Source organism: Microbacterium salsuginis, from assembly GCF_012524205.1.
GTDB classification, from domain to species: domain Bacteria; phylum Actinomycetota; class Actinomycetes; order Actinomycetales; family Microbacteriaceae; genus Microbacterium; species Microbacterium salsuginis.
In genome coordinates this window covers 533,486-545,937 of record NZ_JABACI010000001.1, presented here as the reverse complement: position 1 = coordinate 545,937, position 12,452 = coordinate 533,486, and the positions used below count along the sequence as shown (strand labels likewise).

General features: G+C 70.0%; 9 protein-coding genes and 1 other RNA gene. 8 read left to right on the top strand and 2 right to left on the bottom strand.

All coding sequences use genetic code 11. The features are described 5' to 3' along the window. Window positions 1-117 precede the first annotated feature (117 nt). An RNA gene (gene ffs, locus HF576_RS02645) (signal recognition particle sRNA small type) lies at window positions 118-214 on the top strand. Here ffs and HF576_RS02640 read toward each other — a convergent pair. Next, window positions 209-889 carry an NUDIX domain-containing protein gene (locus HF576_RS02640; RefSeq protein WP_168911219.1) on the bottom strand — a complete coding sequence of 227 codons (681 nt, stop codon included), beginning with the start codon at window positions 887-889 and terminating at the stop codon, window positions 209-211. The genes ffs and HF576_RS02640 overlap by 6 nt on opposite strands. A gap of 91 nt (window positions 890-980) precedes the next feature. Between HF576_RS02640 and pta the strand changes: the two genes are divergently transcribed. The 7 genes from pta to HF576_RS02605 all read left to right on the top strand — a co-directional run bounded on the left by pta (window position 981) and on the right by HF576_RS02605 (window position 11,751). After that, the gene (gene pta / locus HF576_RS02635; protein ID WP_168911218.1) at window positions 981-3,140 is read left to right on the top strand and encodes a phosphate acetyltransferase; all 2,160 of its coding nucleotides are present in this window, start codon (window positions 981-983) and stop codon (window positions 3,138-3,140) included. A gap of 7 nt (window positions 3,141-3,147) precedes the next feature. Continuing rightward, on the top strand, window positions 3,148-4,374 hold the full coding sequence (locus tag HF576_RS02630) for an acetate/propionate family kinase (RefSeq protein ID WP_168911217.1): 1,227 nt from the start codon (window positions 3,148-3,150) through the stop codon (window positions 4,372-4,374). A gap of 100 nt (window positions 4,375-4,474) precedes the next feature. Continuing rightward, a complete protein-coding gene (locus HF576_RS02625; RefSeq protein ID WP_168911216.1) occupies window positions 4,475-5,206 on the top strand; it encodes a beta-phosphoglucomutase family hydrolase in 732 nt (243 codons plus the stop codon). Then, a complete protein-coding gene (locus HF576_RS02620; RefSeq protein WP_168911215.1) occupies window positions 5,203-7,731 on the top strand; it encodes a glycoside hydrolase family 65 protein in 2,529 nt (842 codons plus the stop codon). Before HF576_RS02625 ends, HF576_RS02620 begins: the two co-directional genes overlap by 4 nt. A 90-nt stretch (window positions 7,732-7,821) precedes the next feature. Further along, complete coding sequence (locus tag HF576_RS02615; protein ID WP_168911214.1) at window positions 7,822-10,212, top strand: DNA polymerase III subunit gamma and tau; 2,391 nt, start codon at window positions 7,822-7,824, stop codon at window positions 10,210-10,212. Between the two features lie 2 nt (window positions 10,213-10,214). Continuing rightward, complete coding sequence (gene recR / locus HF576_RS02610; protein WP_168911213.1) at window positions 10,215-10,808, top strand: recombination mediator RecR; 594 nt, start codon at window positions 10,215-10,217, stop codon at window positions 10,806-10,808. A 10-nt stretch (window positions 10,809-10,818) separates the two neighbouring features. Next, window positions 10,819-11,751 carry a DMT family transporter gene (locus tag HF576_RS02605; protein WP_168911212.1) on the top strand — a complete coding sequence of 311 codons (933 nt, stop codon included), beginning with the start codon at window positions 10,819-10,821 and terminating at the stop codon, window positions 11,749-11,751. Between the two features lie 201 nt (window positions 11,752-11,952). On the opposite strand, the gene HF576_RS02600 is transcribed toward HF576_RS02605, so the two are convergent. Continuing rightward, on the bottom strand, window positions 11,953-12,441 hold the full coding sequence (locus tag HF576_RS02600) for a hypothetical protein (protein ID WP_168911211.1): 489 nt from the start codon (window positions 12,439-12,441) through the stop codon (window positions 11,953-11,955). Between the last annotated feature and the right edge of the window lie 11 nt (window positions 12,442-12,452).

Below are 12,452 nucleotides of genomic sequence, written 5' to 3'. Positions count from 1 at the left end.
GGGTGGCGGGTGGCGGGGGCATCCTCGCCCCACGGCTCGATCCTAACCGCGGCGGTGCGAGGGCGGCACTGGGAGAACCCTGGGGACGACGCGCCTGCGCGAGCGGGTTAGAATGGACGCAGCTCTCCGCGAGGCGGCATCCAGGCCAAATCCCCCAGGACGGAAACGTAGCAAGGGTAACCGGGCTCTGCCGGGTTCGCGGAGAGTCTTAATTTCTCTGTGCGGAATCGGCGAAGGGGCCGTCCAGCACCGCCCACTGCAGCAGCATGATCGTCTTGGCATCCTGGATGCGGCCGTCCCGCACCATCGCGAGGGCCTCTTCTATCCCGAGTTCGAGCAACTCGATGTGCTCGCCCTCTTCTGCCAGGCCGCCACGGTCGGCGCGCAGCGTGGAGCCGTCGAACGGCGCCGCGAAGAAGTGGATCCGCTCGGTCACCGAGCCCGGACTCATGTAGACGTCCCACACGTGCTCGAGCTCGCCGATGTCGACGCCGGTCTCTTCGGCCGCTTCGCGCCGGATCGCCGTGGCGGGGTCGTCGTCGTCCAGCAGGCCGGCGGCGGTCTCGATCAGCATGCCGTCGGGGTGGTCGTTGACGTAGACCGGGTAGCGGAACTGGCGCGTGAGCAGCACCGTCCGGCGTCGCGGGTCGTAGAGGAGGACGGTCGCGCCGTTGCCGCGATCGTAGGTCTCGCGCTGCTGCGTCTCCCACTCGCCGGACGGCCCCCGGACCTGCAGCGTCGTGCGGCGCAGCACGTGCCAGCCGGCCGCGAGCAGTTCGACGTCGGCGACCCGCACATCGGGATTGCGGTCGAGATCGCGCCCTGCGCGATCGAGGCCGGTACGGCCGCGGTGGTCGGGAACGTCGATGCCGGGGCGAGGGGCTGTCATGGACCGGAGTGTACCGACGCGGTTCCCATGGATCTGCTGTGCAGCATCGGCGGCCTGGTGACGGTGTCGGGCGCGCCCATAGGCTGGGTGCGTGGCTCGGAGCATCTACATCACGTCGGCAGAAGGCCACTCGGGCAAGTCCACGGTCGCGCTGGGCGTGCTCGACGCGCTGAGCCATGCGGCAGCGCGTGTCGGAGTGTTCCGCGCGATCGCCCGCTCGACGGTCGAGCCCGACTACGTCCTCGAGATGCTGCTGGATCATGACGGCGTCGACCTGCCCTACGACGAATGCATCGGCGTCACCTACGACGACGTGCGGCGCGATCCGGATGCCGCGCTCGCGACGATCGTCGAACGGTACAAGGCCGTCGAAGCCCAGTGCGACGCGGTCGTCATCGTCGGGAGCGACTACACGGATGTCGGCAGCCCGGCGGAGCTGGCGTACAACGCCCGCATCGCGGCCAACCTCGGGGCGCCCGTGCTGCTCGTGCTCGGCGGTCGCTCCGCCCAGGGTCAGACGCAGCCGGAGCAGCTCGGATCGTCGCTGGCCCGTACGCCGGCCGAGATGGGACAGATCGCAGATCTCGCTCTGACCGAGCTGGAGCACGGCCGCGCGCAGCTGTTCGCGGTGGTCGCCAACCGTGCCGACCCCGATCGCGCCGACGAGACGATCGCGGCGGTCCGCGCCTCGGTGCAGTCGGCGCTCGCCCGCGCCGCCGTCGTGGCCGCCGCCGGCCCGCAGACCACGGTCCCGGTCTGGGCGATCCCCGAGGACCGTTACCTCGTCGCGCCGTCCATCCGCGGCATCATGCGCTCGGTCGGCGGCAGGCTCCTCGCAGGCGACCCCGACCGGCTCACGCGCGAGGCCCTGGCGATCGTCGTCGCAGGAATGTCGATGGTCAACGTGCTGCCGCGCCTGCTCGAGGGTGCCGTCGTGGTGATCCCGGCCGACCGGTCCGAAGTGCTGCTCGCGACGCTCATGGCCAACGCCTCGGGGACGTTCCCGTCGATCTCGGGCATCGTGCTCAACGGCGGGTTCGAGCTTCCCGAGCCCGTCACGCGGCTCCTAGACGGTCTCGGCTCGAATGTTCCCATCATCACGACCGATCTGGGCACCTTCGAGACGGCCGTGCGTGTCATGGGCACACGCGGGCGCCTCGCCGCCGACTCGCAGCGCCGCTATGACACCGCGCTCGCCCTCTTCGAGCAGAGCGTCGACACCGACGAGCTGCTCCAGGCGTTCGGAGTCGCGCGGGCGACGGTGGTGACACCGCTCATGTTCGAGTTCCAGCTCATCGAACGGGCGCGTGCCGAGCGCAAGAAGATCGTCCTGCCCGAAGGGGACGACGACCGGGTGCTGCGTGCCGCCGCCACCGTGCTCAAGCGTGGAATCGCCGACCTGGTGATCCTGGGCGAGCCGTTCGAGGTGCGTGCCCGCGCGATCGAGCTCGGCATCGACATCCAGGCCGCCGAGGTGCTCTCGCCGCTGGATGCCGTCCACGTCGCCAAGTTCGCCGAGGAGTACGCGCGCCTGCGGGTGCACAAGGGTGTGACCCTCGCTCAGGCAGCCGACACCGTCACCGACGTCTCGTACTTCGGCACGCTCATGGTGCACCTCGGGCTGGCGGACGGCATGGTGTCGGGAGCGGCGCACACGACCGCTCACACGATCCGGCCGGCCTTCGAGATCATCAAGACCAAGCCCGGCGTCTCGGTCGTCTCGAGCGTGTTCCTCATGGCGCTCGCCGACCGCGTGCTGGTCTACGGCGACTGCGCCGTGATCCCCGACCCGACGAGCGACCAGCTCGCCGACATCGCCGTCTCGTCGGCGGCGACGGCGGCGCAGTTCGGCATCGAACCGCGCATCGCGATGCTGTCGTATTCGACCGGCGAGTCCGGATCCGGCGCCGATGTCGAGAAGGTGCGGGATGCCACGGCTCTCGTCCGCTCGCGCGCACCAGAGCTGCTCGTCGAGGGGCCGATCCAGTACGACGCGGCCGCGGACGCCGCGGTGGCCGCGGCGAAGATGCCGGGGTCGGAGGTCGCCGGACGCGCGACGGTGTTCGTGTTCCCCGACCTCAACACCGGCAACAACACGTACAAGGCGGTGCAGCGTTCGGCGGGAGCCGTGGCGATCGGTCCCGTCCTGCAGGGCCTCAACAAGCCCATCAACGACCTGTCGCGCGGCGCTCTCGTCGACGACATCGTCAACACGATCGCCATCACGGCGATCCAGGCGCAGGGGGAGTGACCGTCGCATGACACCGGTCCTGGTGATCAACAGCGGGTCGTCGTCGTTCAAGTATCAGCTGCTCGACATGGACACCGCGTCCACCCTCGCGTCGGGACTCGTCGAGCGCATCGGCGCCCCGGACGGCGTCGCCAGCCACACCGTGTACGCGCAGCCCACCGACGGTCCGGCGCCGACCTTCCTCGACGCGACGCGCTCGCGCGAGCTGCCGATCCCCGACCACACTGCCGGCTTTCAGGTGATGCTCGACGCCTTCGCCTCCGACGGTCCGTCCCTCACCGAGCACGCTCCCATCGCCGTGGGCCACCGCGTGGTGCACGGCGGCGCGCGGTTCTTCGAGCCGACGCTCATCACCCCGCTCGTCGAGATCAACATCGACGAGCTGTCGGTGCTGGCGCCGCTGCATAATCCGGCGAACCTCGCCGGCATCGTTGCCGCGAAGAAGGCGTTCCCCGACGTTCCCCACGTCGCGGTGTTCGACACGGCCTACCACCAGACCCTGCCTCCGGCGGCGTACACGTATGCGATCGATCGCGAGGTGGCGGCAGCCCACCGCATCCGCCGCTACGGCTTCCACGGCACGTCGCACAAGTTCGTCGCAGAAGAGGCGGCGGCGTTCCTCGGTCGCCCGCTCGACGAGCTGAAGCAGATCGTCTTCCACCTCGGCAACGGGGCGTCGGTGACCGCCGTCGACGGTGGCCGATCGGTGGACACCTCGATGGGTTTCACCCCGCTCGAAGGCCTCGTGATGGGCACGCGATCGGGCGACATCGATCCGGCAGCGCTCTTCCACCTCGCGCGGCGGGCCGGCATGTCGATCGACGAACTCGACGATCTGCTCAACAAGCGCAGCGGACTGCTCGGGCTCGCCGGCTCCAACGATCTGCGCGACATCCAGGCCGGCATCGAACGAGGCGACGAGGACGCGCGGCTCGCGTTCGACGTGTACGTCCACCGGCTGCGCGCCTATGCGGGCGCCTATCTCGCGCAGCTCGGCGGTGCCGACGTCATCTCGTTCACCGCCGGCGTCGGCGAGAATGCACCGCTGGTGCGTGCCGCCGCGCTCGAGACGCTCGGCTTCGCCGGCGTGCAGATCGACCCCGAGCGCAACGAGGCGCGCGCACGCGGCATCCGGATCATTTCGACGGATGCCTCGACCGTGACGGTGCTCGTGGTCCCGACCGATGAGGAGCTCGAGATCGCGCGTCAGACGCTGAGCGTCGCACGCCCGTAACCGGCTGCGGGGTGTCGGCCCGGCGCCCCATGACATTACGCTTGCCTGGCGGCACGAAGGCGAGCCGACCCACGACCCGTACTCGTTCCCCGGAGGTTCTGTGGCACCCGACGCCCTGCCCGATCTCAGCTCATACGACGCTGTGCTGTTCGACCTCGACGGCGTCCTGACCCCGACCGCCGAAGTGCACATGCACGCGTGGCAGTCGATGTTCGAAGAGCTCTTCGCGGCGTGGGACATCACGCCGCCCTACACCGAGCGCGACTACTTCGACTATCTCGACGGCAAGAAGCGCTACGACGGTGTCGCGAGCCTGCTGCGCTCACGCGATGTCGAGGTGCCCTGGGGTAACCCGTCCGACCCCGTCACCGCAGACACGGTCTGCGGCATCGGCAATCGCAAGAACGCGGTGTTCGAGCGCGTGCTGCGGGCCGAGGGGATCGCGCCGTATCCCGGATCGCTCCGTCTGCTCGACGCGCTCGCCGCGGCAGGGACCCCCGTCGCGGTCGTGTCGAGTTCGAAGAACGCCGAGGAGGTGCTCGCGGCGGCCGGCATCCGGGACCGCTTCACGGTCGTGATGGACGGAGTGATCGCCGAGCGCGACCATCTGGCGTCCAAACCGGCGCCCGACGTGTTCGTCGAGGCGGCGCGCATGCTGCAGGTGGATCCGGCGGCCAGCGCGGCGGTGGAGGATGCCATCAGCGGCGTGCGCTCCGCGGCCGCCGGTGGTTTCGGGCTCGTCGTGGGCGTCGACCGCGGAGTCGGCGAACAGGATCTCGTGGACGCGGGAGCCCATGTGGTGGTGCAGGACCTGGAGGACTTCGTACGATGATCGATCGCGACCGATTCCCCGTCGACCCGTGGCGCCTCGTCGAGACGTCGTTCGGTCTGGACGACGCCGGCGTCACTGAGACGCTGTTCGCCGTCGGCAACGGCTATCTCGGGCTGCGCGGCAATCACCCGGAAGGGCGGTTCGCGCACGAGCACGGCACGTTCATCAACGGGTTCCATGAGACCTTCCCGATCCGTCACGCCGAACAGGCGTACGGATTCGCCGAGGTCGGGCAGACGATCATCAACGCGCCCGACGCGAAGGTCATGCGCGTGTACGTCGACGACGAGCCGCTGTCGCTGGACGTCGCGGACGTGCGCGAGTACGAGCGCGTCCTCGACATGCGTGAGGGCGTGCTGCGCCGCCGCATCGTGTGGGTCACTCCGTCGGGCAAGCACGTGCGCATCGATTTCGAGCGGCTGGTGTCGTTCGAGGAGAAGCACCTCGCGCTGATGTCGGTGGAGGTGACGGTGCTCAATGCCGACGCCCCGGTCACCATCAACTGTCAGATCATCAACCGGCAGGACGGCGAGGACGTCTACGGCGGCACGCCGACCGTGCCGCGCAAGGCCGGCTTCGATCCGCGCAAGAGGGAGAAGCTGGAAGAGCGGGTCCTGCAGGCTCAGGAGTACTGGCAGGACAAGCTGCGTTCGGCGTTGTCGTACCGGGTGACCGAATCGGGGATGACGCTCGCGGTGGTCGCCGATCACATCGTCGAGACCGAGAACGAGTACACCGCGCGCACCCTCGTCGAGCCCGACATCGCCAAGAACGTGTTCCGCGTGCAGGCGAAGTCCGGGGTGCCCGTCCGCGTCACGAAGCTGGTGAGCTACCACACCTCGCGCGGCGTGCCCGCTCGCGAGCTCGTCGATCGGGGTCGTCGCACCCTCGATCGCGCGATGAGCGAGGGCGTGGCACGTCTCTACGAGCGGCAGCGGGTGTGGCTGGACGGCTTCTGGAACCGCTCCGACGTGCGCATCGGCGGCCACGACGACCTCCAGCAGGCGACGCGCTGGTGCCTCTTCCAGCTCGCGCAGGCGACTGCCCGCGCCGACGGCCTGGGCGTCCCGGCGAAGGGCATGACGGGGTCGGGATACTCGGGCCACTACTTCTGGGACACCGAGATCTACGTGCTCCCGTTCCTCGCGTACACGACGCCGCTGTGGGCGCGGAACGCGCTGCGGATGCGGTACCTCATGCTGCCCGCCGCCCGGCGTCGCGCGTTCCAGCTGAACGAGGCCGGCGCGCTGTTCCCGTGGCGCACGATCAACGGCGAGGAAGCATCCGCCTACTACGCCGCCGGCACGGCGCAGTACCACATCAACGCCGACGTCAGCTATGCGCTCGCGAAGTACGTGCGCGCCACCGGCGATGACGAGTTCCTCTTCCGGGAGGGGGTCGACATCGCCGTCGAGACGGCCCGGCTGTGGGCGACGCTGGGATTCTGGCGCTCCAGCGACGGCGTGGTCGACGGCGAAGGCGAGTCGTTCCACATCCATGGCGTCACCGGCCCCGACGAGTACACCACCGTCGTCAACGACAACCTGTTCACCAACGTGATGGCCCGGTTCAACCTGCGCTTCGCGGCGCGGACCGTCCGGGACATGGCGGAGGCCGACGGCGAGGCCTACCGCGAGATGGTGGACCGGCTGGGCCTCGAGCCGGGTGAGGAAGAGGGGTGGGAGCGCGCCGCGGAGGCGATGCACATCCCCTTCAGTCCGGCCCTCGGCATCCATCCGCAGGATCACGTGTTCCTCGAGCGCGAGATCTGGGATCTGGAGAACACCCCGCCCGACAAGCGCCCGCTGCTGCTGCATTTCCACCCGCTGGTCATCTACCGCTATCAGGTGCTCAAGCAGGCCGACGTCGTGCTGGCCCTGTTCCTGCAGGGCAACCACTTCTCGGACGAGGACAAGCTCGCCGACTTCGAGTACTACGACGCGCTGACGACGGGCGACTCGACGCTCTCGGCCGTGGTCCAGGCGATCCTCGCCGCGGAGGTGGGATACCAGGACCTCGCGCTGGAGTACTTCCGTCAGTCGATCTTCGTGGACCTCGCCGACCTGCACCACAATGCCGCCGACGGCGTCCACGTCGCATCGGCCGGTGGGGTGTGGACGGCGCTGGTCTCGGGCTTCGGCGGTATGCGGGATCACTTCGGCGAGCTGTCCTTCGACCCGCGTCTGCCGGTCTCGTGGCCGTCACTCGAGTACGTGCTGCACTGGCACGGGACCAGGCTCGAGATCACGATCACGCGCGACCAGTTGCGGCTGAGGGCCGATGCCGACGGCGACCCCGTGGGCTTCAGCGTGCGCGGCACCGGGTACATCGTCGGCCCGGGCGAGGAGGTCGTGGTCGCCCTCGACGGGCAGGGTCCCGTCATCGCAGGGAGACCCAGCCTGCAGGAGCTGGGCGAGGCCCGCCGCGAGGACGGATCGCTGCTGTCCGCTTCGGTGCCGACGGTCACTTCGTCGATCCCGATCATCGCGGGCGTGGCGGATACTGAGCACGGCGCCGATGCGTAGCGAGTGCCATGCCGGTGGTCATCGCGGACGACTCCGGCGGCCGGCCGGATGCCCGAGTCTGATGTCACAGCCACGCCGTAGGCTGTGGGGGTGACCACCGCCCTCTATCGCCGCTACCGGCCCGAGTCGTTCGGCGAGATGATCGGCCAGTCGCAGGTCACCGAGCCGCTCATGACCGCATTGCGGAGCGATCGCGTCGGCCACGCGTACCTGTTCTCAGGTCCGCGTGGATGCGGAAAGACCACGTCAGCGCGGATTCTCGCCCGTTGCCTCAACTGCGCCGAAGGACCGACCGACACCCCGTGCGGAAAATGCGACAGCTGCATCGAGCTCGGGCGCGGCGGCGGCGGATCGCTCGACGTCGTCGAGATCGACGCGGCGAGCCACAACGGCGTCGACGACGCCCGCGACCTGCGCGAGCGAGCCGTGTTCGCCCCCGCACGCGACCGCTTCAAGATCTTCATCCTCGACGAGGCGCACATGGTGACGCCCCAGGGGTTCAACGCCCTGCTCAAGCTGGTCGAAGAGCCGCCCGAGCACGTCAAGTTCATCTTCGCCACGACCGAGCCCGAGAAGGTCATCGGCACGATCCGCTCGCGCACCCACCACTATCCGTTCCGGCTGGTACCTCCCGCGGCGATGCTCGAGTACGTCGAGCAGCTGTGTGAGCAGGAGCGCGTCGAGGTCGAGCCCGGCGTGCTTCCGCTCGTGGTGCGCGCGGGTGGGGGCTCGCCCCGAGACACGCTGTCGCTCCTCGACCAGCTGATCGCCGGCTCCGACTCGGCCGCCGTGCCCGACGACGGGACGACGGGCACCGTCATCGTTCGATACGCGCGCGCCGTCGCGCTTCTGGGGTACACGCACGCCGAGCTGCTCGACGAGGTGATCGACGCCTTCGCCGCGACCGACGCGGCAGCGGCTTTCGCGGCCGTCGACCGCGTGGTGCAGACCGGCCAGGATCCGCGCCGCTTCGTCGACGACCTGCTCGAGCGGCTGCGCGACCTCATCGTCGTGTCGGCCACGGGTCAGGGTGCGGCAGCGGTGCTGCGCGGCATCTCGGCCGAAGACCTCGCGCGCATGCAGGGTCAGGCAGACCTGTTCGGCACCGCACGGCTCTCGCGCATCGCGGACCTCGTGATCGCGACGCTCGACGATATGACCGGCGCGACGTCGCCGCGGCTGCAGCTCGAGCTCATGGTCGCTCGCGTGCTGGCGCGAGGGACGGTCCCGTCCTCGCACGGTGCGGCGCCTTCGCAAGACGCGCCCGCGGCGACCCGGCCCGCGTCCGCTCCTGCCCAGCCCGCCCCGGTCCCGGCCCCGGCCGCAGCCGCTGCGTCGACTCCGTCCGAGGCCCCGAGCCCGGTCACCGAACGCGCGACCGCCCCCGACACAGGCGTGCCACGCCGTGACGAGTCGCCCGCGGCCGAGGAACCGGCATCCCCATCGGTACCCGTGCCGTCGGGTCCGATCACGCTCGAGCGCATGCACGAGGCGTGGCAGCAGATCCTCGGAAGGCTCGAGGACATCAGTCGGTCGTCGTGGATGCTCGCGTCGGGCGCGCGCATCGTGTCGCTCGAGGGCGACGTGCTCACACTCGCGTTCGCAAGCCAGGGCGATGTCGCCAAGTTCAAGCAGCTGGCCGCCGGAAAGGGCCCGAGCGAAGACCTGCGCCAGGCGATCCTGGCCGTGCTCGGCATCCGCGTGAAGTACATCGCGCGCCACGACGCCGGCGGCGGGCCGAGCGGAGGCGCCCCCGGCGTCGACGGAGGACCCGGCCCCGGCAACAGCGGTGCGGGCGCGCGACCGGCACCGGCGAAGACCATGGCGGACGCGGCGGGGGCCGCATCCGCCCCCGGCGCGTCGCCCGCTGCCTCGACTGCGGGGTCGTCGACGCGTGCCGGAGGCACCTCAGCGGCTCCCGCATCCGCGGCACCGCGGGCAACCACCTCGGCCTCGCGGCCGCCGGCGCCGACGTCAGCCGCCTCGGCCGCGCCCGTGACGGAGTGGGCAGTCGCACGCATCCCGTCGGATGCCGATGCTCCGCCTCCCGACCCTGGCCCCGCGGCGGTGCCCGACGATCCGAGCGGGCCTGCGACACCGCCCGCGCCCAGCCAGTTCGCCGTGGACGACGAACCGGAGGATGCCGCTTCGTCGGCTTCCGTCCGCGTGGCCACTCTCGCGCCCGTCCGCGAAGGCGAGGTGCTGAGCGAGGCCGACATCGCACCGTCGCTCACGCCGGACAGCGATGAAGAGGATGACCTCGATGTGCCCGCGGATATCGCGCGCGATGCGCCGGTGCCCCCGACCGTCGCTCCGCCGCTGAACCCGATCACCGCGACCGCCGCGGATCCGGCGTCTCGCCCGGGGCCGGCTGCACGGACCAACGGCGTGCAGCGGTACGGCGAGGCGGTGGTGCGCCAGATGCTCCACGCGACCTTCGTGCGTGAAGAGCCGTACGAGCCGCCGACGAGGTTCAACTGAGCATGTACGACGGCATCGTTCAGGACCTCATCGACGAGTTCGGCCGCCTTCCGGGCATCGGCCCGAAGTCGGCGCAGCGCATCGCGTTCCACATCCTGCAGACCCCGAATTTCGACGTGTCCCATCTCGCCGAGCTGCTCAGCGTCGTGCGCGAGAAGGTGCGCTTCTGCGAGGTGTGCGGCAACGTCACCGAGCAGGACCGGTGCTCCATCTGCCGCGATCCCCGGCGCAATCAGACCGTCATCTGCGTCGTGGAGGACGCCAAGGACGTTGCCGCCATTGAGCGGACGCGGGAGTTCCGGGGGCTCTACCATGTCCTCGGCGGCGCCATCAGCCCGATCGCGGGCGTCGGCCCCGACGATCTGCGCATCACGCAGCTCATGCAGCGCCTCGCCGACGGCACCGTGCAGGAGGTGATCCTCGCGACGAACCCCAATCTGGAGGGCGAGGCCACCGCGACCTACCTGAGCAGGCTCCTGCACTCGCTCGAGATCTCGGTCACCCGCCTCGCGTCCGGTCTCCCGGTGGGCGGTGACCTCGAGTATGCCGACGAGGTCACGCTCGGCCGCGCCTTCGAAGGCCGACGGTCGGTATGAGGGCCCGGGCATGAACCCCTTGCAGCGTTTCGACGCCCGCGCGTGGCTGCTCTTCGCGGCGATGGCGCTGTTGTGGGGCATCCCGTATCTGTTCATCAAGCAGGCGGTCGACTCGTACTCGCCGGCGGCCGTGGTGGCAGGACGCACGCTGCTGGGTGCTGTGATCCTGCTGCCGTTCGCGCTGCGCAGCAAGGCGCTCCGACCGGCGTTCGCGAAGATCGGCTGGGTGCTCGCGTTCGGTGCGATCGAGATGGCGGGGCCGTTCCTGCTGCTCAGCCACGCTGAGCAGACGCTGCCGTCGGGGCTGACGGGTCTGCTGGTGGCGACCGTGCCGCTGTTCGCGGCTCTCATCGCGTTCGGCGGCGGCGATCGTTCGGTGCTCAAGCCCTCCAGGGCGATCGGGCTCTTCGTCGGTTTTGCCGGCGTCGCCATCATCGTCGCGGGTCCGGGCCTCGCCATTGAAGGCGGCGGCGGGATCATCGCGGCCGCCGAGGTGCTTCTCGTCGCTCTGCTCTATGCGATCGCGCCGTTCGTGATCGCGACCAAACTGCGCGATGTGCCCGCCCTCGGCTCGATCACGCTGGCGCTGTTCGCGGTCGGGATCTTCTACACCCCGATCGCCTTCCTGACGCAGCACGAGGTGCCGACGGTGTCGAGCACGGTCGCCTTGGTGGCGCTGGCCGTGCTGTGCACCGCCCTCGCGTTCATCGTGTTCTTCGCGCTCATCGCCCGCGTCGGGCCGGTTCGCGCACCGTTGTTCACGTACGTCAATCCCGTGGTCGCGATCGTGCTCGGCCTGATCGTGCTCGGTGAGCCGCTCACGCCGGGCCTGCTGGTGGGCTTCCCTCTCGTGATCGCGGGCTGCTGGCTAGCCGCGACAGGTGGCACTCTCCGTGAGCGCAAGCCGGCCGAGTCCGAGCTGCCTCCCGTCGCCCCGGGCTGACCCCCGCCACCCGCGGCTGCCGGCCCGCGCCCGCCGTGCCCTGGACACAGAATCGGATCCGCACGTGCGGCGTTTCCGGGCGACACGCCGTTGTCAGTCGCCTCCCGCCGGCGTGTCGCAGTTCGCGTCCGCACCTGCGGATCCGAGGTTGTGTCCGCCCGCCCGCCCGCCCGCCCGCCCGCCCGGCTGGCAGGCCAGGGGTCAGCGGAGCACCTCGACGAGGACGATCCACGACATCACCAGCGCAGTGATGATCGCGATGACACAGCCCGCCGCGACCCACATCAACCCGTCCGGGCTTCCCGCCGCGAGGAGCGCGCCTCCCGCGACGTAGGCCAGAGGTGCGACGAACCCTACCGCGGACTTACCGAACCTGAGGCGGTCCGGAGGGTGGCGGTGCTGGTAGATCCGGCGCGTCGCCTGCACCTGGAACGCCGCCGCGCACAGCGCGAGCGCGATCAGCGTGACGCCGTAGGGCAGTGCGCCGATGCCGGGGACGAGGCCGAGCGCTGAGCCGGCGAGAGCGAGCACGAGGCTCGCGATACCGGCGGCCAGGCGGGCCGTGAGGGATGCGGATTTGATGATGTCGCCGATGTTCACACTCGCCGCGACGATCACGAGTCCCGCGAGCGCCGCCGTCGCGCCGACCATCGCGACGTTGAACTCCGACCACGCTTCGATCTGCTCCACGCTCGGATGCT